Source organism: Peribacillus sp. NPDC096379 (assembly GCF_044762875.1).
Classification (GTDB): domain Bacteria; phylum Bacillota; class Bacilli; order Bacillales; family DSM-1321; genus Peribacillus.
The window spans coordinates 751,225-776,583 of sequence record NZ_JBIWFD010000001.1 but is presented as its reverse complement, the minus strand read 5'-3'; the positions used below and the strand labels follow the sequence as shown (position 1 = coordinate 776,583).

21 protein-coding genes, 1 other RNA gene, 1 riboswitch and 1 other annotated feature are annotated in these 25,359 nt (G+C 41.1%); of the genes, 3 read left to right on the top strand and 19 right to left on the bottom strand.

Going from position 1 to position 25,359, the window contains the following annotated elements; all coding sequences use genetic code 11:
• Nucleotides 1-85: 85 nt before the first annotated feature.
• Nucleotides 86-793 (bottom strand): CpsD/CapB family tyrosine-protein kinase, encoded by a 708-nt coding sequence (locus ACIQZI_RS03690; RefSeq protein ID WP_062177338.1) that lies wholly within the window; start codon nucleotides 791-793, stop codon nucleotides 86-88.
• A complete protein-coding gene (locus ACIQZI_RS03685; RefSeq protein ID WP_403069495.1) occupies nucleotides 777-1,523 on the bottom strand; it encodes a YveK family protein in 747 nt (248 codons plus the stop codon). The genes ACIQZI_RS03690 and ACIQZI_RS03685 overlap by 17 nt, the downstream gene beginning before the upstream one ends.
• A gap of 227 nt (nucleotides 1,524-1,750) precedes the next feature.
• Here ACIQZI_RS03685 and ACIQZI_RS03680 point away from each other — a divergent pair, with 227 nt between their 5' ends.
• The gene (locus ACIQZI_RS03680; protein WP_403069492.1) at nucleotides 1,751-2,521 is read left to right on the top strand and encodes an SGNH/GDSL hydrolase family protein; all 771 of its coding nucleotides are present in this window, start codon (nucleotides 1,751-1,753) and stop codon (nucleotides 2,519-2,521) included.
• A gap of 367 nt (nucleotides 2,522-2,888) precedes the next feature.
• A riboswitch (cyclic di-GMP riboswitch) is annotated at nucleotides 2,889-2,973 on the top strand.
• A 540-nt stretch (nucleotides 2,974-3,513) separates the two neighbouring features.
• On the opposite strand, the gene ACIQZI_RS03675 is transcribed toward ACIQZI_RS03680, so the two are convergent.
• The 13 genes from ACIQZI_RS03675 to ACIQZI_RS03615 form a co-directional block, all read right to left on the bottom strand.
• A complete protein-coding gene (locus ACIQZI_RS03675) occupies nucleotides 3,514-4,221 on the bottom strand; it encodes an ABC transporter ATP-binding protein (protein WP_062177329.1) in 708 nt (235 codons plus the stop codon).
• Nucleotides 4,221-5,000 carry an ABC transporter ATP-binding protein gene (locus ACIQZI_RS03670; RefSeq protein ID WP_062177326.1) on the bottom strand — a complete coding sequence of 260 codons (780 nt, stop codon included), beginning with the start codon at nucleotides 4,998-5,000 and terminating at the stop codon, nucleotides 4,221-4,223. The genes ACIQZI_RS03675 and ACIQZI_RS03670 overlap by 1 nt, the downstream gene beginning before the upstream one ends.
• The gene (locus ACIQZI_RS03665; protein WP_403069487.1) at nucleotides 4,975-5,949 is read right to left on the bottom strand and encodes a branched-chain amino acid ABC transporter permease; all 975 of its coding nucleotides are present in this window, start codon (nucleotides 5,947-5,949) and stop codon (nucleotides 4,975-4,977) included. Before ACIQZI_RS03665 ends, ACIQZI_RS03670 begins: the two co-directional genes overlap by 26 nt.
• A gap of 13 nt (nucleotides 5,950-5,962) precedes the next feature.
• Nucleotides 5,963-6,841: a branched-chain amino acid ABC transporter permease gene (locus tag ACIQZI_RS03660; protein ID WP_062177318.1), complete on the bottom strand. Its 879-nt coding sequence runs from the start codon at nucleotides 6,839-6,841 to the stop codon at nucleotides 5,963-5,965.
• A 166-nt stretch (nucleotides 6,842-7,007) separates the two neighbouring features.
• A complete protein-coding gene (locus ACIQZI_RS03655) occupies nucleotides 7,008-8,180 on the bottom strand; it encodes an ABC transporter substrate-binding protein (RefSeq protein WP_403069483.1) in 1,173 nt (390 codons plus the stop codon).
• A 338-nt stretch (nucleotides 8,181-8,518) separates the two neighbouring features.
• On the bottom strand, nucleotides 8,519-9,289 hold the full coding sequence (locus ACIQZI_RS03650) for a tRNA threonylcarbamoyladenosine dehydratase (protein WP_403069480.1): 771 nt from the start codon (nucleotides 9,287-9,289) through the stop codon (nucleotides 8,519-8,521).
• A 324-nt stretch (nucleotides 9,290-9,613) separates the two neighbouring features.
• Nucleotides 9,614-10,756, bottom strand: a complete 1,143-nt coding sequence (locus ACIQZI_RS03645) for a M20 family metallopeptidase (protein WP_062177310.1) — start codon at nucleotides 10,754-10,756, stop codon at nucleotides 9,614-9,616.
• 342 nt (nucleotides 10,757-11,098) lie between these two features.
• Entirely contained in the window at nucleotides 11,099-11,839 is a 741-nt protein-coding gene (locus ACIQZI_RS03640) for a hypothetical protein (RefSeq protein WP_403069476.1), read from the bottom strand.
• Nucleotides 11,832-12,371, bottom strand: coding sequence for an RNA polymerase sigma factor (locus ACIQZI_RS03635; RefSeq protein WP_403069473.1), 540 nt, complete (start codon nucleotides 12,369-12,371; stop codon nucleotides 11,832-11,834). Before ACIQZI_RS03635 ends, ACIQZI_RS03640 begins: the two co-directional genes overlap by 8 nt.
• Nucleotides 12,372-12,787: 416 nt before the next feature.
• Nucleotides 12,788-12,971, bottom strand: a non-coding RNA gene (gene ssrS / locus ACIQZI_RS03630) — 6S RNA.
• Between the two features lie 61 nt (nucleotides 12,972-13,032).
• Nucleotides 13,033-14,808 (bottom strand): aspartate--tRNA ligase, encoded by a 1,776-nt coding sequence (gene aspS / locus ACIQZI_RS03625; RefSeq protein WP_062177298.1) that lies wholly within the window; start codon nucleotides 14,806-14,808, stop codon nucleotides 13,033-13,035.
• Between the two features lie 12 nt (nucleotides 14,809-14,820).
• Entirely contained in the window at nucleotides 14,821-16,092 is a 1,272-nt protein-coding gene (gene hisS / locus ACIQZI_RS03620; RefSeq protein WP_062177296.1) for a histidine--tRNA ligase, read from the bottom strand.
• A gap of 338 nt (nucleotides 16,093-16,430) precedes the next feature.
• Nucleotides 16,431-16,664: a binding site (T-box leader), on the bottom strand.
• A gap of 108 nt (nucleotides 16,665-16,772) precedes the next feature.
• Nucleotides 16,773-16,952, bottom strand: a complete 180-nt coding sequence (locus tag ACIQZI_RS03615; protein WP_403069469.1) for a hypothetical protein — start codon at nucleotides 16,950-16,952, stop codon at nucleotides 16,773-16,775.
• Between the two features lie 129 nt (nucleotides 16,953-17,081).
• Between ACIQZI_RS03615 and ACIQZI_RS03610 the strand changes: the two genes are divergently transcribed.
• Nucleotides 17,082-18,794 carry an N-acetylmuramoyl-L-alanine amidase family protein gene (locus ACIQZI_RS03610; RefSeq protein ID WP_403069466.1) on the top strand — a complete coding sequence of 571 codons (1,713 nt, stop codon included), beginning with the start codon at nucleotides 17,082-17,084 and terminating at the stop codon, nucleotides 18,792-18,794.
• A 349-nt stretch (nucleotides 18,795-19,143) separates the two neighbouring features.
• Here ACIQZI_RS03610 and dtd read toward each other — a convergent pair whose 3' ends face one another.
• Together dtd and ACIQZI_RS03600 are read right to left on the bottom strand one after the other, a co-directional pair.
• Nucleotides 19,144-19,584 carry a D-aminoacyl-tRNA deacylase gene (gene dtd, locus ACIQZI_RS03605; protein ID WP_062177284.1) on the bottom strand — a complete coding sequence of 147 codons (441 nt, stop codon included), beginning with the start codon at nucleotides 19,582-19,584 and terminating at the stop codon, nucleotides 19,144-19,146.
• A 12-nt stretch (nucleotides 19,585-19,596) separates the two neighbouring features.
• Nucleotides 19,597-21,792 carry a RelA/SpoT family protein gene (locus ACIQZI_RS03600; protein WP_062177280.1) on the bottom strand — a complete coding sequence of 732 codons (2,196 nt, stop codon included), beginning with the start codon at nucleotides 21,790-21,792 and terminating at the stop codon, nucleotides 19,597-19,599.
• A 97-nt stretch (nucleotides 21,793-21,889) separates the two neighbouring features.
• Between ACIQZI_RS03600 and ACIQZI_RS03595 the strand changes: the two genes are divergently transcribed.
• The gene (locus ACIQZI_RS03595) at nucleotides 21,890-22,036 is read left to right on the top strand and encodes a hypothetical protein (RefSeq protein WP_403069461.1); all 147 of its coding nucleotides are present in this window, start codon (nucleotides 21,890-21,892) and stop codon (nucleotides 22,034-22,036) included.
• A 206-nt stretch (nucleotides 22,037-22,242) separates the two neighbouring features.
• Here the strand turns inward: ACIQZI_RS03595 and ACIQZI_RS03590 are convergent, their stop codons facing one another.
• A complete protein-coding gene (locus tag ACIQZI_RS03590; RefSeq protein WP_062177277.1) occupies nucleotides 22,243-22,755 on the bottom strand; it encodes an adenine phosphoribosyltransferase in 513 nt (170 codons plus the stop codon).
• The gene (recJ, locus tag ACIQZI_RS03585; protein ID WP_403069457.1) at nucleotides 22,746-25,115 is read right to left on the bottom strand and encodes a single-stranded-DNA-specific exonuclease RecJ; all 2,370 of its coding nucleotides are present in this window, start codon (nucleotides 25,113-25,115) and stop codon (nucleotides 22,746-22,748) included. Before recJ ends, ACIQZI_RS03590 begins: the two co-directional genes overlap by 10 nt.
• Between the last annotated feature and the right edge of the window lie 244 nt (nucleotides 25,116-25,359).

Below are 25,359 nucleotides of genomic sequence, written 5' to 3'. Positions count from 1 at the left end.
ATTATTTCTTACCATTTTAGACAATTTTCTGTAAATTATTTGGCATTATATTACTCTATACTAGTTCTAAAGGCTTGTCAAAACGTCAGTCTTTAGTCCCGTAATAATAGTAGTAATCGCCCGAATTGCTCTTCTTATTGTTTAGGACGGCGCCTAGTAGATTTGCATTAGCTGCGAGCAATAGTTCCTTCGATTTCAGGGCTGCTTCTGATTCTGTCTTCCCACTTGAAACAACTAAAATCGTGCCATCACAGAAATTAGCGAGAATTTGCGCATCTGTTACAGCTAGAACCGGTGGGCTATCGAATAACACAAGATCAAATTGCTCTTTAGCATTCGCCATTAGTTCCTTCATCGCTTTAGAGGCGAGAAGTTCTGCTGGATTCGGTGGAATCGGTCCACTTGGAAGTACAAACAGGTTCTTTTCATCCGTTGAAATCACGGTGTCCATCAATTCCTTTTGCCTTGTGAGCACATTCGTTAAGCCAGATGTATTGGAATTATTAAAGGTATAATGAACGGTTGGTTTTCTCATATCTCCGTCAATTAGTAAAACCGTTTTTCCTTGCTGAGCAAAGACGACCGCTAAGTTGGCTACCGTTGTTGATTTTCCTTCACTAGGTGATGAAGAAGTGACAATGATTGAACGGATTTCTTTATCGACTGAGGAAAATTGGATATTCGTTCGGATTGTTCGGTATTGTTCAGAAATGGCAGATTTCGGATTAAATTTTGCTATGAGTTTTCTCTTGTTATCACTTAGTAGTGTTTTCTTTTTACTTTTCAAGGCCATTTACTCTCACTCCTGCTCTGCTAGTACGGTTATTTCTTCTATCACTAATCACTTGATCGTCCATATTTAAAATCGTCCCTAGAAGGGTCAGTCCTAATTGCTTTTCAATATCTTGTTCTGTCTTGATTGTGTTATCTAAGTATTCTAGTAGAAAGGCAAGACCGACACCTACCATAAGGCCAACAACCATCGCAATCGCAATGTTTAAAAGTGGCTGTGGTTTAATCGGAGCTGGATTTTCCCCTACAGTTGCTTTAGCTAAGATTTTTACATTGTCCACGCTCATAATATCGACAATTTCTTTTTGAAAGACGGCGGCGATTTTATTGGCAATCAATACGGATTGTGCCGGATCCTCATCTTGTACAAGGATGTTGACAACTTGTGAGTTTTGTTCGCTTTGAACAGTAATTTTCTCGTTCAATTCAGACGCACTCATCCCTAGCTTCAATTCATCGTTGACAAGATCAAGGATTGCTGGGCTCTTGATAATGACATTGTATGTATTGATCAACTGTAGATTGGTTTGTACTTCACCAACGTTATAGGTGGATTGATCACTTTTCGCTTGATTGACGAGTATTTGGGTCGAAGCTTGATAAATAGGGGTTAAGAAAAAGTAACTGATGATTCCGCTCACTAAGACAGCCAATGCTGTAATCGAGATGATTAATCCCAGTCTTTTTTTCAATGTTAAAAATAGTTCTTTTAAACTGATAGTCTCTTCCATTGTTTCCTCCTAGATGGTTGCACAAAATTAGTAAGTATTATAGCATACATTATGTTGTAAAAAAGGATTTATTGTCATAACATAAGAGAAAATGTCATTTTTAGTAGATGCAAGCCCTTTTGTAATACTATACCTTTTATTATGAAATTGGTAGAGTAATTTCAAATTTGGTAGAACTTACTTGCATCTTATATTTGAATTATGAAAAATCATCATTGGGGGTTCACATGAAAGTTTTTTTGACTGTAGTATTACTCATTTGCGTGGCAGCTGTGCTGATCTTTGGAAACAGGCATTGGAACGAGCAAATTTCCAAGCATCATCATCCAGCTGACGTAAACACCGTTAAAGCGGAGGACCATAATAGGGCGTCCACGACATCCTCACTTCTCTTTACAAAAAATTGGCCGAAGGAAAGTGTTGCAGAGTTTGAAAAGAAACTAAAAGCTGGTGAGCCATATCAGATTCTTCTCGTCGGAGCCAAAAGCAAAACGGAGAAAGATTGGACAGAGGCGGTCATCTCAGCGATGAAAGAAACGTATGGTGAGACGATTCGTATTGATGTTCTTGATTACGATCTCACGTCAACGGCCTTTGTTCAACAAGAGAAACAAAAAGATCTCATTGAAGCGAAAGCTGACATGATCCTGCTTGAACCATTTACACTAAATGATAACGGTGAAGTGATTACAGAGAATTCATTAGCGAACATTACAACGATTCTCACAGAAGTTCGCGCAAGTAAACCGACGACAACTGTTATCTTGCAGCCACCCTACCCATTGTTTAACGCGAAGTTCTATCCTCGCCAAGTGGAAGCACTACAGAAGTATGCTGAGGAAGAGAAGCTGCCTTATTTGAATCATTGGCAAGCTTGGCCAGATGATCAATCTGAAGACTTGAAACAGTATTTAATCGAGGATTTGAGTGCACCGAACGAAGCTGGTTATGATCTGTGGAGTAGCTATTTAGTCGACTATTTCATTGCTAAGCCATAAGGAACACAAAAAGGGTCTGATCTCACACTTTTTCTATTGTTTATTGCGTCATGTACACGCACCGATAAACAATAGATATGTGGTTCTGACCCTTTCGTTATGGCACAACCTCCGTTTTACGATTCGTAATAACGAACACTTTTTCCTACATCTATATTAATGAAGGAAAAAGTAAAGCGTTTGCATTTTAAGATATCAGATCATTGAAAGAGTCGTCTCATCATAGCAACCTTTTAACCGAATGGTGAGTACGACATGTTTCCATCGTTTCCAGCTTCTTAATAGTCGATTTATGTCACATTTTCCCGATAAGAATTATTAACCTTTTAGCCTTTTTATTGGTATACTTTTCTAAGAAGTTGAATAATTTTGTGAAAGGCAAACTTATTGAAAAATAAGGACGCAAAGTTACAGGTCTAAAGCAAAGATGCTAAGATGGCTGTGCTACCGCTAAAAGGATGAGGATAGATGGCCTTACATAAAATGAGAGAAGTCTGGACACCTTTGAAGCTCTTTCGAATCAAATTTTTCAAATCTGAAGACGGTCATACATACGTGAAATTCGGAAATAAAAGCCGAAAAAAAATCTCATAGCTGAACGAATAACGAAGGCATTTGGCCTTCTTTTTTTTGTTGGTAGGTGCATCGAGCTACTTGTGGCACGTAATGACATTAATCCCACTCGCTAATGTAATTTCTGGCTTGTAATCATTGAAACGGTAAGGGAATTTCACGCCCCAAAGTCTATGTTCCCCCTCTATACTCCGCCCACCGCATCATTCAGCCACGGCGAAAAAATTTGTAATAATCGTCACCACTTTTTTACACTTCTTTATACAAGCATTATATCAAATTAACAATATATCCCTATACTAAAACTCAGGTGGATAGCATGCGTGGCTATCGTGGTATTGGCGTAGGTGGAGCCAATACTGATTTTTTCTACATAGTGAAGTACGCAAAAACCGCCTCATGTCTAAGGCGGTTTCCTATTAGTTCCCTCCAAGATAGGCCATTTTTACTTTCTCGCTTGAGGTGAGTTCTTCAGCATTGCCTGAGAGAACGATGCGGCCTGTTTCCATGACATAGGCACGGTCGGCGATGGATAGGGCTAGATTCGCATTTTGTTCGACTAACAGAACTGTTGTACCAGATACGTTAATTTCTTCAATGATGCGAAAGATCGTTTTCACGAGCAATGGTGCTAAGCCCATCGATGGTTCGTCAAGCAAGAGCAAGCGCGGCTTCGCCATTAAGGCCCTGCCCATGGCAAGCATTTGTTGTTCACCACCCGATAAAGTACCCGCTTGTTGTTTCAATCGTTCTAATAGCCTCGGAAATAAATCGTACACCATTTCCAGATCTTGTTTGATTCCTTTTTTGTCTTTTCGTAAAAAGGCCCCTAGTTCTAGGTTTTCGCCTACCGTCATATTAGCAAAAACACGGCGTCCTTCCGGAACATGAGAGATTCCACGCTTCACGATTGTTTGGGCTGCTTTAGCTGCGATTGGTTTCCCTTCAAAGACGATTTTTCCTTGCTTCGGTTTCAATAAGCCAGAAATCGTTTTAAGCAAAGTGCTCTTTCCGGCTCCATTCGCTCCAATCAGCGTGACAATTTCTCCTTCGTTGATCTCAAGCGAAACACCCTTCAAAGCATGGATATTGCCATAATACACGTTGAGATCTTCAATCGTAAGCATTAGGACACCTCCTCGCCGAGATATGCCTCGATGACTTTCGGATGATTGCGGATTTCTTCAGGCGTTCCATGGGCAATAAGCTGTCCGTGATCAAGCACATAGATTCGTTCACACACACCCATGACGAGCGACATATCATGCTCAATCAACAAGACCGTTAAATTGAATTTTTCTCGAATGAAGGCAATCAACTCCATCAGCTGTGCCGTTTCCTTTGGGTTCATTCCAGCAGCCGGTTCATCGAGCAACAACAATTCTGGGTTAGCTGCAAGCGCCCGGGCAATTTCAAGTCGGCGCTGTTGTCCGTATGGCAGGTTTTTCGCTTTATCGTCCCGATATTGATCTAAGTTAAATAATTTTAGAAATTCCAACGCCTTTTCTTCCATTTCCTTTTCACCAGAAAAATGATTTGGCAACCGTAAAATACTACTTAGAATTGAATGCTTGGCAAGCGAATGATAGGCAACTTTTACGTTATCAATCACAGATAGTTCTTCGAATAAACGGATATTTTGAAACGTACGGCTGATGCCTTTTTTCGTGATTTTATATGGAGGTTGTTTTCGTAAGTTTTCTCCTTTAAAAAAGATGCGCCCATCAGTTGGCACGTATACACCTGTTAGCAAGTTGAATAACGTCGTCTTGCCGGCCCCATTTGGACCAATTAAGCCGACGAGTTCCCCCGAATATAATTTCATATTCACATCTGCCACCGCCTTTAAGCCCCCAAAGCGGATTCCTACTTGTTCGACTTTAAGCAACGGTGTGTCTGTTTCCATCTTTAGGCCCCCCTTTTTTATTTCTTCGGTTCGTAAATAAGGATGTGACTTCTTTCGTGCCAAGCAATCCCCGCGGGCGATACAGCATGGTGAAAATCAAGATCAAGCTATAGATGATCATTCTTGTTTCTGGGTATTCCGTTAACAACATGGAAACGAGTGTGAGTAAAATGGCGGCAATCACGGCACCACTCATACTACCTAATCCGCCAAGAACGACGAATATTAAAATATCAAATGACTTTAAAAATCCGAATTGGCTCGGTTGAATAATGTAAAAATTATGGGCCCAAAGTGCGCCACCCACTCCAGCAAAGAAAGAACCGATTAAAAAAGCGACGACTTTATAATAGGTCGTATTAATGCCCATGGCGTCTGCGGCGATTTCATCTTCCCGAACTGAGATACAAGCCCGACCGTGCGTGGAATTCGTGAAGTTTCGAATGACTAAAATAGTGAGTAACATACAGCCAAATACCCATGGCCATGTGGTTAATTGTGACACCATCATGCCGCTCGGTCCGCCGATATAATCGATATTGAAAAAGGTAATCCGAACGATTTCACCAAAACCAAGTGTGGCAATCGCCAAGTAGTCTCCTTTTAACCGAAGGCTCGGAATGCCGATCAGCATCCCAGCCACTGCCGCAGCAAGTCCACCAGCTATCAGACCGATCAATAGTGGCTGACCGAGTTTCATCGTAAAAACCGCGGACGTATAAGCACCGACCGCAAGAAAGCCGGCATGCCCAATGGAAAATTGACCGGTAATGCCAATGATCAAATGTAGACTTACTGCAAGAATAATATAGATGCCCATCGTTAAGATCATGTTGACGAAATAAAAATTAATCATAGCACTTGAGATGACAACTTGGACGATGGTAAACAAGACGAACGCGAATAGAATGGAGAGCCAAAAACCTTTTGTCTGTTTCAGTTTGATCATCGCTTTGTCTCCCTTACACTTTTTCTCGTTTGTTTTTTCCAAAAATTCCTTGTGGCATGAAAATGAGGATAAGAATTAAGACAATGAAGGCGACGCCATCCCGCCAAAGCGATCCTCCGGCTGCACTCACTAATGATTCGATCACACCCAATAGCAATCCACCGACCATCGCTCCTGGAATAATGCCGATTCCGCCAAGCACAGCCGCAACGAATGCCTTCAAGCCAGGGATCACGCCCATCAGCGGTTCGATTTTATAATAATACGTTCCAAAAATAACACCCGCCGCTCCAGCTAGCGAAGAGCCGATGGCAAATGTGGCTGAGATCGTGTTATCGACGTTAATGCCCATTAATTTTGCGGCTTCTGCATCATGGGAAACAGCCCGCATCGCTTTGCCGATTTTGGTTTTATGAACAACAAATTGTAAAATAATCATGAGGGCAACAGAAACACCGAGGATGAGTAGTGATTTACTTTCAACCGTAACACCAAGTATATCGATTTTATTCGTAGGTAAAATATCGTTGGGATATGCTTCAAGTTGGGCGCCTCTAAAAAAGATCATGCCATTTTCTATGAGCAAGGACACACCAATCGCGGTAATGAGCGCAGCAATTCTCGTCGCATTGCGCAATGGCTTGTAGGCAATCCGTTCAATGAGAACACCGAACACTGCACAGGCAACCATCGACAAGATTAAAGCAGGAAAGAAAGATAAGTGTAAGAAGGTGATCGAATAAAAGCCAACAAACGAACCGACCATGAATACATCACCATGAGCGAAGTTGATCAGTTTGACAATGCCATAAACCATCGTATAGCCGAGAGCAATCAGTGCATAAATACTGCCAAGAGAAATTCCATTTACTAATTGTTGGATGATTTCCATCGTTTACTCCCCTTTTAAGAAAGCGTACAAACCTTTCAATACTGGAAGAAAATAAGGGTCTGACCTCACACTCTAGACACCGTTTATTGTGTGATTTACACGTCTACAAACAATAGATAGAAGATGTGGGGTCTGACCCTTTCATGATCGGACAGCCTCATGTTTTTTAAGGATTCACTTTTGTTTCGAAAACTTGCTCACCTTTTTCGTATCGTAAAATGGTCGCTGATTTGATCGGGTTATGATTTTCATCGATTGTAAATGAGCCTGATACTAATTGCAGATTTTTCGTTTCAGCAAGAGCTTTTTGAATGTTCTCGCTCGTTACTTCTTCGCCAGCGTTTTTAATCGCTTCTGCCAGGAAGTAGGCCGTATCATATCCTAATGCAGCGAAAGCATCCGGCTTTTTGCCTTTGTATTCCTTTTGGAAGGCTTCGACAAAGCTTTGGATTTTCACGTCAGGATCGCCAGATGAATAATGGTTGGTGATGAAGGTGTTTGCTAGAGCATCCTTCCCTGCGATTTCTAATAGTTTCGGAGAATCCCAGCCATCAGCGCCCATAATTGGCACGTCAATTCCTGATTCACGTGCTTGTTTCACAATCAAGCCTACCTCTTCGTAATAGCCAGGAATATAAATGAAATCAGGCTTTTTCGATTTAATCCTTGTTAAAGTGGCACGGAAATCGGTATCTTTTTGTAAATAGGCTTCTTCGGTTACAACGGATCCGCCATTTTTTTCGAATGATTCTTTAAAAGAAGCCGCAAGCCCTTTTGAATAATCACTTGAGTTGTCAATATAAATCGCTGCCGTTTTGGCACCTAGGTTTTTCGTAGAAAAGTTTGCAGCAACGGTTCCTTGGAATGGGTCGATAAAGCATGTCCGGAATACATAATCATTCAATTTCCCATTTGTCACCGTCACTTCTGGACTTGTTCCGGTTGCTGTTATAATCGGAACTTTGTTTTTATTCGCCAGCGCTACTTGAGCAAGTGTGTTCGTGCTTGTTGCCGAACCAATGATAGCAAGAACTTTGTCTTGGTTGATCAGTTTCAAGGCCCCATTCATCGCTTCTTGTGCTTCCGATTTGTTATCATATTTGACTAACTTCAGTTGTTTCCCGTTAATTCCCTTTTTATTGATTTCTTTAAGCGCCAGGTTGGCTCCTTCATAAATCGATTGGCCGTATGAAGCAACTCCGCCGGTCAATTCTAAGTTCGCTCCAATCAATAATTCTTCGCTTGCTTTGCTCCCGGTACTGTCTGAATTACAGCCGGCTAATACACCCGCTACTAGTGACAGGGACAGGAAAATTCCCGCTAGCTTTTTCGTTTTCATGCATGTACCCCCTGATTTTCATAATGTTAAAACATTTGGAAATCATACCTTTACACGAAAATCAAATATTTTAAATTAAATAAATATTTTGACAACAGTGTAACTGATTCTGATTCGTTCGTCTAGATGGTTTTATACGGAAGAGTGATTTGTATGTAGGTCTATATATGGCGAGCACTTGCAGAATTTTATTGTAATATAGGTGTTTTTTTATAAAAATAGCTTGTTCTAGGGTAAGGCTTTTATATCACAATATTTTCGTTTGCAAAAAAATTAGCGAAAAATATTTTGGTGGGCATAGAAAAATGCCGATCGAAATCAGCATTTCCCCCCCGAAATTATTCAATTACATCACCCACACGATATACTTTCACGTCTTTCGTAATTTCACCTACAACCCAACTTGCACTAATCAATCCTGCAACAGATGGGCAGAACGCATTGGAAGATGGCGGCATTTTCGCTTTGCGAATTTTCGCATCTGGTTTACCGACCACTTTATTGACTTCTTCTCTTGTGACAATCGGCGTTTCATCAGAAAATACAACCGGAATTCCTTTATATATGCCTTCTTTACGTAAACGCGTACGTACCACTTTGGCAAGTGGATCTGTGTGTGTTTTGGATATATCGACAATTTTGAATCTCGTTGGATCCATTTTATTGGCTGCGCCCATGCACGAAATGATCTTAATATCTCGTTTCAGACACTCTTTCATAAGATGGATTTTATAGATGATTGTATCAGAAGCATCAATGACATAATCAATGCCGTGATTGAAAAAATCTTCGTACGTCTCTTCGGTATAGAACATTTTCATCGCGATCACTTCGCAATCCGGATTAATATCTTGAATCCGGTCACGCATTAGCTCGACTTTCTGCTGACCAACCGTTGAAAGAAGTGCATGTAACTGTCTATTCACATTCGTAATATCGACATCGTCCTTATCTACAAGAATCAAACGGCCTACACCTGAACGTGCCAATGCTTCAGACGCGAAAGAACCCACTCCGCCAATCCCAAGCACGGCAACCGTTGAATTTTTCAACAGATCTAAACCCTCTTGGCCAAGCGCCAACTCATTACGTGAAAACTGATGTAACATATGTTTCAACTCCATCTTTACAATCTTAATAAATACAATTCCCAAAAAAGACTATACCATAAACTTTAATAAAAGATAAGTAGGCTGGTCGGGATAATTATCGGTGTGGAGTTCGTTAGCGCATTGGGACATATAGGAATATTTGAGGTTTTAATGCATGCATGAATCCCACTTTTCTAATTTTGCGCGCCAGATTTCGAATTTGCGTGCCGGAATTCATACTTTGCACCCCAAAGCCTCTTTTTGGGACTAGAGGAAAAACATAACCCATTATTTAATCTTTCAAAAAAATGAAAACCCCCGAACATCTCGGGGGTCTTACATTTATTCAGATAGTTTTTGAATCGTTTTTGCCAATAATAAAGTCCGTTCAGTTAAGGTTGGGATTTCCAGATATTCTTCATCACTATGTGCATTGCCGCCGACAGGACCGAGTCCATCTACGGTTGCAACACCGGTTGCTGCTGTGAATGATGCGTCTGATCCTCCGCCCGTTGATGTGTCAGACACCTTAATGCCGATTTCTTCTCCCACTTTACGGATGATTTTCAGAAGGCTTTTCGTCTGTTCCGTTTTTTCCATCGGCGGCCGGCCAATTTCACCGGTCAACTTGATTTTTGTGCCTGGAACAGATGTGAATGAACAAATTTCTTTCATTTTCTCAAGCAATGTTTGAGCTTGATCCATCTGCGCAATCCGAATATCAATATGAGCAACAGCTTTTGAAGAAACGGTGTTATAGGCAGATCCGCCTTCAATCATGCCAACGTTGACACTAATGCCTTTTTGGTGATCGGTTAAGTGATGGAGCTGAATGACCTTATGAGCGAGTTCCTCAATCGCACTTCTCCCTTTTTCTGGCTCGATGCCTGCATGTGCCGCTTTCCCTTTGACAATCAAGGTGTAGTGGCCACCGCCTCTTCTTGCCGAAACGAGAGATCCGTCCTTCCTTGCCGGCTCCATAATCAACGCGAATTCTTTCCCTTGTGCTTTTTCCATGATGAGCGAGCGAGACGTCGGTGAGCCGATTTCTTCATCACTATTTAAGATGATTTGCACATTTTTGTAACCTTCATACCCGACTTCTTTCATATACTTAATCGCATACAATAGTTCGACTAAGCTTGACTTCATATCTACGACGCCCGGTCCATAGGCACGATCCCCTTCAATTCGAAACGGACGTTTTGCCACTGTGCCTTTCGGAAAAACGGTATCCATATGAGCAACGATAATAATTTTCGGATCAACCGCTTCTCGATGCTGCATGACCATATGATTTCCGTGAACTTCCTGCAAAATCGTGTCCACCGCAAATCCGACGTCCTCAAAATGGCCTTTCATAATTAAACCGATTGTATCGATTCCAGCCTTTACATGTGAACCACTATCTATATTCACCAATTGTTCAATAAAATGAAGCATTTCCTCTTGTTTGTCAGCTAATACGCAATCTATCAATTTCATCTCAAAGTCATCCCTTTGTTTATACCTCTTGTCCTGCTTTACTACTTCGCAAGAAAAAAGTTTATACTTAAATTGGAACATCCGCGTAATAAAGTTCTGCCTTCATACCCGACAGAATACCTTGCGCAAATCCCTATCCATTACCTGGCACGCTTTGTTTACCAAATTGACATAATTTTAATCGACTATTTACACTTCGTCAATCTAATATTTCATATTTCATTCAATATTCGGAATGTTCCTTTCTATATATATATGAATGTGCAAAGAAAATGTCTAGATATGTCGTCCTATTTTTCGCGGATTTGTTTGTTATTTATCTGAAATCCAATCAAAAGGGAGTTATTCTTTTGGTATAAGTTTGAACTCTTTTAACATGTTATCAAATCGAACAGCGTGTCCTTCTGATGCCTCTAAAAAGTAGGTTTGTTTAATGACGAAGCTTCCCGCTTGACCGTTGCTGACGATAAATGTTTTCGTTACAGGTGAATTCCATTCAACGCCGGCAATTCCTTTCAACATCCACCCTTGAATTGGCGTCGTTACTTTTTCTGGATTCTTTAATTCTGGGAAAGATTTTTTTAATTCGGCTTGCACGTCTTTTAGCACTTCATCTGGTTTTTTATCTGTAATTTGTCTGATTTCCATTGAAACTTCAGGATATCGCTCCGGTAAGTCCACTTTAGGGACGATGAGATCGTAGCCCGCTTTTTCTTCATAACGATAATGTTCTTCATCCACATAAATCACATAGTCAGCAGATTCCTTCAGTGTCACATCTGTTTCTTCCTCCGTTCCTTCGATGGACAGCGGCACTTTCTTTTCTGGCACAAATAGCTGCTTCACCTTATCAATTAGGGCATAACCGGTCCCTGCTTCCGTTCCAAATAATAAAAATATGGCAGCAGCAACGGTAATAAGAACGGCATACCGTTTTTTCAAAGTTTGCTTTTTGTTTTTCCGATCCGATTGCTTAATTTCAGATTCGATTTTATTCCATATTTCCTCTTTGTCCTGACTATCATATTCGGTATTTTCCAGCATTGTTTGTTTAATTTGATCTTCGTTCAATTTCTTAGACATCTTGACCGCCTCTTTTCTCGCTTAACAGCTTTCTTAATTTTTCTCTTCCTTTTAATAAACGGGTTTTAATGGTATTCATATTGATTTCTAGACAGATGGCAATATCACGTTCCGTAAACCCTTTGAGATATTTTAAAATTAACGGATGGCGGTACATATCTTTTAACGATTGAATCGCCTCATATAAATCATCATATTCCTCTTTTTGCCCATAGTCGGAATGAATCACTTCTGTCTTTTGCACTTGCACCAACTGTTTCATTTTCGCTTCCTTCTTTAATAATCGGTTGCATTCATTGATTAAAATTCGATAAAACCAAGGCTCAAATGGTTGATTTTCATCATAGGAAGATAGATTGCGATACACACGAATGAATGTTTCTTGCAAGGCGTCTTTCGCAACCTCACGATCCCTCGTAATCGCAATCGCCGTACGCATACCTTGGTTGAAATGGATGTCATACAGTTTCTTGAAGGCAGCCTTGTCACCTCCCACTATATCTTGAATCAGCTTTTTTTCAGTAAGTTCCATAGATCGGATTGCTCCCCTTCTGTTAATTCCTTCAAACTACATACCTTAGTTCGTCACGAAAAGTTTGCTTTTTTGAAAAAAAATTAAACTTTTTCATTGAATCGAAGTGGATGTTTTCTAAATAGATGAGGTCCCCTAGATAAGTCTCAACTCTATTCTATAAACCTACCCATAATCAGTCCTTGTATCTAACCCCGGTGAAGTTCGAGCACTCGATTTGCAATTTACGTGCTTGTTTCCAAATTTGCGTGCCGAGTTGGCTTCTTTTCGTGCCGGAACGGAGTATTTTCGTGCCGAAATCATCACTTTGCGAGCGTGATTCGCGATTTGCGCGCCAAAGCTAATTTCCCTATATTTAAAAAATCCATACAAAAAACCCTACTCATAAGAGCAGGGTTAATCATTAAATATGAAGTAAGAGACCCGATTGTGTCGTTTACGCCTTTGTTTTGAACCCGCTCGCAGCAGGTGGGTGCGCTGTTCTGACGTTTACAAGTCCTCATCCATGGAGGCATTTGCGTAGGGCAGAAACCTGTGCTCCCGAAACTATAAGTGTTCGGTCAAAACTTATAGGTTAAAGAACGTACACTTCAGGACTCTTACTTATTGGAATTATCATAACATACTGAATATTCGCTTACAAGATTTTTTTTATAGGAAATTATTCTTGTTTTTTCCCTACAATTGACAGATGCAATTCATCAAGTTGCGCCTTGCTTACTACGCCTGGAGCTTGTGTAAGCATATCTGATGCGCTTGCTGTTTTCGGGAAGGCAATCGTGTCACGTAAGTTTGTACGGCCTGCAAGCAGCATCACAAGACGGTCTAGCCCTAGCGCGATTCCACCATGTGGAGGTGTACCGTATTCGAATGCTTCCATTAAGAAGCCGAATTGTTCATTTGCTTCCTCTTCACTGAAGCCGAGAACTTTGAACATTTTTTCTTGAACATTGCGTTCGAATATACGTAATGAACCACCACCTAGTTCATAGCCGTTTAACACAAGGTCATAGGCTTGAGCACGTACATTTGCTGGATCTGTTTCAAGCAATTCTAGGTCTTCACGGAAAGGCATTGTGAATGGATGGTGCGCTGCGAAATAGCGGCCCGCTTCTTCATCATACTCAAGTAATGGCCAGTCTGTCACCCAAAGGAAATTGAATTGGCTATTATCGATTAAGCCTCTTTCTTTTCCAAGCTTCATTCGCAGTGCTCCAAGTGCATCCGCGACAACGCTTTTCTTATCGGCAACGAAAAGAAGAAGATCGCCTGTTTCTGCTTCAACAAGTGAACATAATTGCTTCTGGTCTTCTTCTGTGAAGAATTTAGCGATTGGTCCTTTTAAACCGTCCGCTTCCACTTTCAGCCAAGCCAATCCTTTTGCTCCGTATACAGCAGCAAACTCACCAAGCGCATCAATGTCTTTACGTGAATAATCAGCCGCTCCAGCTTTCACATTCAAAGCCTTTACTTGTCCACCATTTGCAATTGCTCCGGCGAATACTTTAAATCCGCTCTCTTTCACAAGCTCAGACACATCAAGTAATTCCATGGCAAAACGAGTATCTGGTTTGTCTGATCCGTAACGGCTCATCGCTTCGTCATATTTCATACGTGGCAGTGGTAATGTGATGTCGATTCCTTTTACATCTTTCATGACTTTCAACATCATTGCTTCTGCCATGTTCATGATGTCTTCTTGGCTCATAAAGCTTGTTTCAATATCAATTTGCGTAAATTCAGGCTGTCTGTCGGCACGAAGGTCTTCATCACGGAAGCAGCGAGCGATTTGATAATAACGCTCAACGCCTGATACCATCAGCATTTGTTTGAAAAGCTGAGGAGATTGTGGCAATGCATAGAATTCCCCATCATGGACACGGCTAGGAACTAAATAGTCACGAGCTCCTTCTGGCGTACTTTTTGTTAAAATCGGTGTTTCAATATCAAGGAAACCTTCGCCATCTAAATATTCACGAACGGCTTTTGTCGTTTGGTGACGCATTTTCAATGTTTCAAACATAACCGGACGACGTAGATCCAAGTAACGGTACTTTAAACGAAGGTCTTCAGACACTTCCGTTTTATCAGCAATCGCAAAAGGTGTTGTTTTTGCTTCATTAATAATTGTGATCGCTTCTGCCAAAATTTCAATCTTACCTGTTGCGATATTATTGTTGACGTTGCTTTCGTCGCGACTCACGACTTTCCCTTGAATATCGACCACATATTCGGTACGAATTTTATCAGCAATCGCTAATGCTTCTTTTGATACATCAGGATTAAAGACAACTTGGACAACCCCAGAGCGATCTCTAAGGTCAATAAAAATCAACCCACCTAGGTCACGTCGTTTTTGGACCCATCCTTTTAATGTAACTTGTTCGCCAACGGCTGTTTCTGTTACTTCACCGCAAAAATAACTTCTCCCAAACATTCTATTTCCTCCTTAAGCGTAAAGCTTCTTAAATTCAGCAACAAATGAAGTTAGTTCATATTCAACCTGTTCACCAGTCGCCATATTTTTCACATTAATTTTTCCTTTTTCAAGCTCATCGTCACCAAGTACAGCCACGAATTTCGCTTCTAGTCGATCAGCTGATTTAAATTGCGCCTTCACTTTCCGATCGTTGTAATCTTTTTCCACTGTAAAACCGGCATTGCGTAATTGATAGGCGAGTTTTACCGTGTAATCTTTCGCCGCATCGCCCATGGAAACGAGGTAGCAATCGATTCCTTGCTCAATCGGCAGTTCAACGTTTTCCGCTTGAAGTGCCGCGATTAATCGCTCAATGCTTAGTGCAAAGCCGATTCCAGGCGTTTCAGGACCACCAATTTCTTCCGCTAAGCCATTGTAACGACCACCGCCGCAAAGCGTTGTAATCGCACCGAATCCTTCTGCTTCACTCATAATTTCAAACGCCGTATGATTGTAATAATCCAAACCACGTACGAGTGTCGGATCAACGACAAATTCAATCTCAAGATCCGTTAAATGCTTTTGTACTTTTTCAAAATACGAGCGTGATTCTTCATTTAAATATTCGAGAATCGACGGTGCTGTTTTCATCAATTCATGATCACGGTCTTTTTTACAATCCAAAATACGCAATGGATTTTTCTCTAAACGACTTTGGCAATCACTACAAAACTCGCCAATCCGCGGTTTAAAGTGGTCGACCAACGCATTTCGGTGAGCTGTACGACTTTCTTTGTCACCTAGACTATTAATCACAAGCTTCAATTTTTTCAAACCAAGCTCTTGATAAAGCCCCATGGAAAGAGCCAATACTTCAGCATCAATCGCCGGATCTTTACTCCCTAACGCTTCAATGCCAAATTGCACGAATTGACGGAAACGCCCTGCCTGTGGACGCTCATAACGGAACATCGGTCCGATATAATACAATTTCACCGGCTGATTCGGTAATCCGAACATTTTATTTTCGATATACGAACGAACAACAGCAGCCGTTCCTTCTGGTCGTAACGTCAAGTCCCGCTCACCGCGGTCTTTGAATGTATACATTTCCTTCTGAACGATATCTGTCGTATCACCGACACCACGTAAAAACAATTCCGTGTGCTCAAAAATCGGTGTTCTGATTTCCTTATATTGATAACGACTGCATAAATCACGCGCCGTCTTCTCGATATATTGCCAAATCTCCGTTGTACCGGGAAGCAAATCTTGCGTACCTCTTGGAATTTGAATGCTCATATGAGATCCTCCTTTATTGAAAAAAACATTTATTTTGTATTCACTATTCTATAATTTTACTTGTTTAACACTGTTACTTAAAATCTGTAACTTTATTTGTCACACTACAATTGCTTACATCCGTTAAACTTTTTCGTACATTTTGGCACAACACCAGTTCTTTTTAACATAAATACGACTTTTCATGCAATTCAACTGTAAACAATGGAATCAATTAAGGGATTACACGGACCAAAATTGGTTTCGTCACGTGCATGTTTTAATCAAATCTATAATTTTACTTATTTAATCGTTGATTAAAACAACAAAAAACTCCCATCCCTTGTAACATTACTGCTACAAGGGACGAGAGTTGTAATTCCCGTGGTGCCACCCTTATTGAAACATATCATTATGCTTCCACTTCATGCAGTTAACGCCTGCCTACGTTCATCTCTTACTAAAAAAATTTTTCAGAGTGAAGCCTCAGAAGTGTTCTTTCATTAAGTCATCATGTAGAAATGCTTTCAGCCTAAGGCATTTCTTCTCTTTACATGTGGTTCTTAATTACTTTTCTTCATCATTGGTTGTTCTTATGTAGAAACTATTAATTTTACTTATATAACTATTCATTAATAATAAGGACTCCAACTAGTCTTGTCAATACCGCATGTCAGTTTCTAGCGGAAAAGCGCGAAAGATCAGCGCCCGCCCAGCTTTTTTTTCAATTTTTGCACATCGCGCTCGTTTAGGCCAAATTCTGATGCAAGTTCAAACATTGTTGAGCCTTGTTCTTTTTGTAAATGATCTCGGAAATCGACTCCGGAAAGTTGATTGGTTGGGTCTAGGCTTAATTGCCCTTTTTCACTGAATTTCATCATTCATCCCTCCTGCTTTTTTCTTAGTTTTGCCCAAAACCCAAAGTTTTCTTCATAAATAAACAGGAAATTTTATGATAAGATAGAATAAATTGTTGTTAGACTATTTTCAATAAGAACGAGGAGGAAGACATGAGAACTAAAACATATATCGCCGGGATTCTGACAGCAGCTCTTCTCACATCAACAGGATTTTCAGTACAAGATGTATACGGTCAAACGAAATCAGACATCACTGTCAATACAGAAATGATCAATGTTCGGGAAGGTCCAGCTTTAAGTTTCCCGATCGTAGAAAAAGTATACCGAGGAAATACCTATCAGGTCGTTTCCGAGGAAAATGATTGGCTGGAAATTAAACTGGCTGAAAACAAATCAGGATGGATCGCGGGCTATCTTGTAGCTGACGATACAAAACGTGCAAAAAGTGCTGAAAAAGCTACCGTAACGTCCGATCATGTACGGATTCGCAAAGGTCCTGGCACGTCTTTTGAAGAAACAGGTTATATAAATAAAGGCACTGAAATCAACATCCTAGATCGAGAAAATAATTGGATCCAGTTTCAAAACAATACGATTTCTGGATGGATATCCGCCGATTTTATCCAAACTGGCATAGCCAAAAATAAAAAAACCAACGTACAAACCGTCAAAGCGACGGGAATTGCATTAACGAACAATCTCAATGTTCGCGCGTCTGCTTCTAAAGATGGAAGAGTAATTGGCAAGCTAAAAAAGGATGCGACTCTTTCATTCGAAGACATTCAAGGGGAGTGGGGGAAAATTACCTTTCATGGCGAAAGTGGCTGGGTTAACACATCATTCATCGCGATCGACGGTGAAGAAAAAGCTACTGTTACTGTCACTGCGTCTGAACTAGTCGTCCGCAAATCGGCTACAACCGATGGAGAGATTCTTGCGACCGTTCATAATGGGGATTCCTTCACTATTTTGCAAGAGCGAAACGACATGGCAAAAATCCAATATGAAACTGGGAAAACGGGCTGGGTTGCGACTCGGTATTTGCAACAGCCGTCCAAATCGGTTCAAACTGAGCCCACAGTGGCAGAAAAGCCTACTAGTTCCACGATCGTCATCCTTCGTGATGGGACTAGTTTACGAAGTGGTCCAGATACAAATACGACCTTACTTGCTCGTGCAAATAAGGGTGAAACGTTCGCAGTTCTCGGCATGGAAAATGACTGGTACAAAATCCAGCTCGCTAACAGGCAGACAGCTTATGTGGCAGGGTGGCTCGTTTCAACAGATGGACAAGCCCAGCCAAGTAAACGATCTGGCATTGAAAATAATCTCAACGGTAAAGTAATCGTCCTTGACCCAGGTCATGGCGGCCGCGATCCAGGAACACTTGGCGTAGGCGGTACGATGGAAAAAGATGTAACGTTACGTACAGCTCGTATGCTTCAGGCTAAGCTCGAACAAGCAGGAGCAAACGTCCTATTAACACGCAGTCTTGACACATACATCACTCTGCCAGCTCGGGTCGGGATTTCACAACTGAACGCTGCAGATGCTTACATCAGCATCCATTACGATGCGACCAAAGATACAAGAATCAATGGCATTACGACGTACTACTACCATACATATCAACAACAGCTTGCCATAGTTCTTGACGATGCCCTAAGCTCAGCACTAAAAATTAATAACCGCGGCTATCGATTCGGTGACTATCACGTTTTACGAGAAAATCACCAAAACGCAGCCCTGCTCGAACTTGGCTATTTAAGCAATCCAGCTGAAGAACTGAAAATCACCTCAAATGAGTATCAAGAAATGGTTACAACCGCCATCTATAATGGGTTGATGACGTTTTTTAAATAAAAGAAACTAAACGTGCCTATTTTCTGGTACGTTTTTTTTGGGGTGTACTGGAGCGATATTAAACTCCGGCTCGTAAATCCCGATTCTCGCGCGAAAAGGATCGGTTCTGGCGCGATTCTTCCTCATTCCGGCGTGCAATGCTTGAATCGGATGATTTTGCAAGGGTGGTTCATGAATATTAACGTAATTTCTCATCGGATCACTAAATTAGGCTCTGACTCGTTATTTCGATTTCCAGATCAACATAAAGGAGGTCTTGTCCGCGCTTTTTGGACGAAGTTCCCGATAATAATTCGTCCATCTTCCCACAAAAAAAAGAAAGCAAACCAGCTAGCTGTGGTCTACTTTCCTATTTACTCTCAACAATAAGCGTGACAGGGCCATCATTGGTGAGTTCAACTTGCATATTCGCTCCGAACTGGCCTGTTTCGAGATGGATGTCTTTTTTGCGGAATTCTTCGTTGAAAAGTTCGTAAATGGCGTTCGCTTCTTCTGGACGAGCGGCGTCCATGAAGTTTGGGCGGCGGCCTTTCTTACAATCGCCGTACAGGGTGAATTGTGAAATCGAGAGAACTGAACCGCCTACGTCGAGTAGGGAATGATTCATTTTCTCGTTTTCATCTTCAAAAATACGCAAGTTGGCAATTTTCTCAGCGAGGTAAGCGGCGTCTTCCGCTGTGTCGCCATGTGTAACACCGACCAATAAAACGAGACCGTGGTCGATTGAGCCAATTGTTTCGTTATTCACAAGTACTCTTGCTGCTTTAGAACGCTGCACAACAACACGCATGGTGATAACTCCTTAGTTCATGATTCTTCTGACTGAATAAATATCCGGAATTTGTTTAACTCGATCGACTACCTTTTGCAGATGACTAATATTTTGAATAGCAATGGACATGTTAATCGTCGCTACTTTGTTGCGGTCTGATTTGCCGGATACAGACGTAAAGTCCGTTTTCGTTTCATTGACCACTTGTAGCACCTCGTTCAATAAACCGCGACGGTCAAAGCCGCTGATTTCAATATCAACATTGTATCCTTTGTGATCGTTCAGATTCCCTTCCCATTCGACTGGGATTAAACGGTCTTCTACTTCGCACGTATTTAGATTTGAACAGTCGGTTCTATGAACAGAAACACCGCGGCCTTTCGTAATGAAACCGACAATTTCATCTCCCGGAACCGGATTACAGCATTTTGATAAACGTATTAATAGATTATCAATGCCAGTAACGCGGACACCAGATTCCCGCTTTTTCGATTTATGAAGCGATTTAAGCTCTGTAACCGCTTCTGTAAGTGTCGGTCCTTGTTCTAATTCTTTCTGTTTCCGTAATTTCTCGGTAAGACGAGTGGTAATCTGCGCAGCTGTAATCCCGTTATAGCCAACAGCTGCATACATATCTTCTTCATTTGAGAAATTAAATTTTCCAGCAACGCGTTTGATGTTTTCTTGAGTTAGGATTTCTTTTAACTCAAAATCAAGTGCTTTAATTTCTTTCTCTACCATCTCGCGGCCCTTTTCGATATTTTCCTCACGACGTTGCTTTTTGAAAAATTGTCGAATTTTATTTTTTGCCTGAGATGTTTGCGTGAGTTTCAGCCAATCCGGGCTAGGTCCATAGGAATGCTTAGATGTTAGGATTTCAATAATGTCGCCTGTTTTTAGCTTGTAATCAAGCGGCACCATCTTGCCGTTCACCTTAGACCCAATCGTCTTGTTGCCGATTTCGGAGTGAATGCGATAAGCAAAATCAATTGGATTCGATCCAGACGGCAACTCAATTACATCGCCTTTTGGTGTAAAAATAAACACCATATCTGAGAACAAATCAATCTTCAGTGACTCGATAAACTCTTCAGCATTCGTTGCATCATCCTGGAATTCAAGAATTTCTCTAAAAAAGGTGAGTTTCTCTTCTAATGAAGATTGCTCATCAATTTCTTTGCCTTCTTTATAAGCCCAGTGTGCGGCAATTCCGTATTCTGCAATTCGATGCATTTCAGTCGTACGAATTTGTACTTCAAGCGGGTCACCTTTTGGACCGATCACCGTCGTATGCAACGATTGATACATATTCTGCTTCGGCATCGCAATATAATCCTTGAAACGGCCTGGCATCGGTTTCCAGCATGTATGGATAATACCAAGGACGGCATAACAATCCTTAATGCTATTCACGACAATTCGTACCGCAAGCAAATCATAGATTTCGCTGAATTGCTTGTTTTGCATGGCCATCTTCCGGTAAATGCTGTAAATATGTTTCGGTCGTCCAGAAATATCTGCCTTGATGTTCACATCATCTACTTCTTTGCGTACTTCCATGATAACTTCGTCCAAATACTCTTCACGCTCGGCACGCTTTTTCTTCATTAAATTCACGATTCGGTAATATTGCTGAGGATTCAGATAACGAAGAGCGGTATCCTCAAGTTCCCATTTAATCGTACTGATGCCAAGACGATGCGCAAGTGGTGCAAAAATTTCCAATGTTTCATTGGAAATCCGACGTTGTTTTTCTTGTGGAAGATGCTTTAACGTTCTCATGTTATGAAGACGGTCGGCCAATTTAATTAGGATTACACGAATATCCTGGGCCATTGCCACAAACATCTTTCTGTGATTCTCGGCTTGCTGCTCTTCTTGTGATTTATATTTAATTTTACCGAGCTTGGTTACACCGTCAACAAGCATCGCCACTTCTTCACCAAATTGCTTTTCGATATCTTGTAACGTCACTTCGGTATCCTCAACGACATCGTGCAAAAATCCGCCTGCAATTGTCGATGGATCCATCTCAAGGTCCGTTAAAATGCCTGCAACTTGAATGGGATGAATAATATACGGCTCGCCCGATTTACGAAACTGCTCTCTGTGAGCGTGCTCCGCAAATTTATAGGCACGATAAATAAAGTCTGTCTCATCCTGTTGAAGATAGTTCTTTGTCCGTTCAACAACCTGCTCAGCTGTTAAAATTTGATCATTTGCCATCGTATCACCTTTACCCCACTTTACCCAGCAGATTCGCCTATCAAAAGGTTTTCCGAATAAGGTTAATAAAAAATAGCCACATTTAGTGCTGACGCTGATGCTTCATCTTGCTACAAGACAAAATGGATATACAGGTATTCAGCAAAAAGTGACAATTATTACAGTTGAAAGAATCGTTGTTCCGCTATTCGAGGATGTCCAAAGGTCTGACCCTTTGCCTCTTGTCCAAAAACCAGAAAAATAGTATTGTATCTATTATCAAGAAAAAGAAGCCATATGTAAAGAGCTAAGACCGCATTTTCTGCATAATTCGAGTTATTTTTAATCAATAACGACAAAATTCACCGTTTCTTTACCAATAATTAATAATAAAAAGGGCCTACCTTCACATCTACACAATAAACAATGTATAGACAGTGAGGTATGACCCTGTGGAATATTCTCAAATTTTTAGTAGGTCATTAAAGTTAGAACGTCGTAACCTTCTAATTTACTTCTACCTTCTAAGTATGTTAAATCAATTAAGAACGCAATCCCTGCAACAATACCACCAAGCTCTTCAACAAGCTTGATCGTTGCTTCAATGGTTCCACCCGTTGCAAGCAGATCGTCTGTAATCAGTACACGTTGCCCTGGTTTGATGACATCTTTATGCATCGTTAATACGTCTTTGCCATACTCTAAGCCGTATTCGACTTTAATTGTTTCGCGCGGAAGTTTCCCTTCTTTACGAACAGGTGCAAAACCGACGCCAAGTGAGTAGGCAACCGGGCAACCAATAATGAAACCTCTTGCTTCCGGTCCTACAACGATGTCGATTTGTTTATCTTGTGCATATTCAACGATTTGATCTGTTGCGTATCGATACGCTTCGCCGTTTTCCATCAGACTTGAGATATCTTTAAATGAGATCCCCGGTTTCGGCCAGTCAGGTACAATCGTGATAAACTGCTTTAAATCCATTGCTTTGTTTCCTCCTCAAGGCCTGTCGCCTTATGAACTACATGATTGAACCAATCGAATAACTGCTGATAGGAAGAATAAACAAGCTCTCGTTCAAGCTCAAATTGCTCTTTCTTACGTGCATATGATTCTGATTCGCTCAAGTCGCGTTTATTCGCATTGTTAGTGAGCATAATTAACCCGTTCTCTATTGTAACAAAATCTAATTCAAAAAACACCTGTGAGATAAAATCAATCGTATCTCGTGACCAGCCACGATGTTTCGCTAAATCATCGCCATAACGTTTCAAATCCAGCGGACCTTTTTTTGCTAAAAAGCCGTAAAACCATTTAAAATGATCGCGCGTCGGCATTGTGCTGAGAAAATTCTCTTGCTGATGATACAGATGAACATAAATACGGGCTGGTTCTTGGTTTGCTAGTAATTTTTCCAAAATGCCCTTAGATGGCGGCATATCCATTAAAATTAATGAACATTCGTTTACATCAATTTGTGCTGCCTCTTCTTCATTATGAATATGCAAAAAACCTTGTTCCTGTCGTAAAGATGGGTAACGACTAAGCGTCGTTTCTGAGAAAATAATGACTTTACGATTTTGCTTCGGCACATCTTCGAACCATTTTTCTACCTGATTCAGTCCGCGATAATCGAAAAGCTGCCAATTTGCAACGGAAATATCTTGAAGAAAGATTTGCGGTTTCTTCATATTATTCCATTCATTAATCCCTAGTTCCCCAATTACCGAAACTTCCGCATTTGGTGAAATATGATCAGCATAATCGCCGATTCCAAACCCGATCCCATCTAGTTTGACCGTTCCATTATCAAGTTGCAGTTTAAGGTGATTTTGGTTTGATCCTATTTTGCGAATGCCCGTCACACCGACGCCTTCTATTAAAACACGAGGTTTCGGATTGCTCATCCCGAACGGAGCAAGCAAGCTCATTTCTTCAATCGTTTGAATACTAACCTCAGTAAGATCTGTTTTAGCATCAAGCTTGGTGATCGGTGTGAAATCTGCTTCTGTCAGTTGTTCAGTCGCAAGCTTGTTCAACCTGCTTCTTAAATCGGGTACATCATCGAGCTTCAACGTCATCCCTGCAGCCATTGGATGGCCACCAAAATGAGGCAGAATATCACTGCATTGTGTTAGATTTTTAAACAAATCAAAACCTTCAATACTTCTGGCCGAACCTTTCGCAAGTCCTGTTTCACTGTCATAGCTTAATACGATAGTCGGCCGGTAAAATTTCTCCACAAGTTTAGAAGCAACAATGCCGACAATCCCTGAATTCCAGCCTTCTTTGCCAATAATCAGGACACTGTTATCAGCTGGTGGATAGTTTTCCTCCACCTCACGAATCGCTTCTTCGGCAATTTCAGCAACAATTGCCTGACGTTCTTTATTCATCGCATCAATTTCTGAAGCAAGGTCAGCTGCTGTTTCCATATCTTCAGCCATGAGTAAATCCACGGCAGGATCAGCGGCTCCAAGTCGACCAGCAGCATTAATCCGTGGTGCCATGCCAAACCCAATCGATTCTTCATTCAATGCGTCCTGCTGAATGCCTGCTTTTTTCATAAGTGCAAGGAGGCCTGGTCGTCTTGTCTGGCGAAGCTGTTCAATTCCCTTCGCTGCAAGCAAGCGATTTTCCCCATAAAGTGGGACAAGATCAGCAATCGTGCCAATCGCTGCAATTTCAAGCAAGTCCTCTGGCAATTCTCCTAGTAGCGCATGCGCAAGCTTGAACGCAACGCCAACACCAGCCAAATCTTTAAATGGATATGGGTTCCCGGCAATTTTAGGATGGAGAATTGCTAGCGCTTCCGGCAATTCCACCCCTGGTTCATGGTGATCAGTGACAATATAATCGATGCCTAGTTCTTTCGCAATCTTCGCTTCGTTAATCGCTGAAATCCCCGTATCTACGGTAATCAATAGCTTTACGCCTTCTTGTGCAGCTAATCGGAAAGCCGTTTCATTCGGGCCATATCCTTCAGTGAAACGATTCGGAATGTAAAAATCAGCATTCGCACCAAGCTTATTCAACGTATCCATCATCACGGTCGTTGAACTAACGCCATCCGCATCGTAATCTCCAAAGATGCGAATTTTTTCACCATTATTTATAGCAGCTTTTATTCGTTCAACAGCAAGATCCATATCTTTTAATAAAAACGGATCGTGGAAGGCTTGTTTTTTTATAAACAGAAAAGACCGGGCTTCTTCAACTGTTTGGAAGCCTCGATTAACCAATAGCGATGCAACTAGAGGTGTTATATGAAGTTCCTTTGCTAGCACATCCGTAATCTGCTCATCGGCAGATTGTAAGTTCCAACGAGTTCTTGGCTTTAACAATACATTCACCCCTCAATCTTATAAGTATACAAAAGAGGGCGAGGGGTTTCAAACTTATTTCGCTTCCATCCGGCGTCGATGCGTAGATTTTTCTTCCTTTTCATCTATTACGTGCCACAAATTAAATTTGCGTGCGGAATTCGTCCTTTTACGTGCCAGAATAGGGACGTTTCGTGTGAAATTTGCGATTTGCGTGCCGAAGATATATTTAGACGTGAAATAATGAAAAATACCTGTCTAGTGT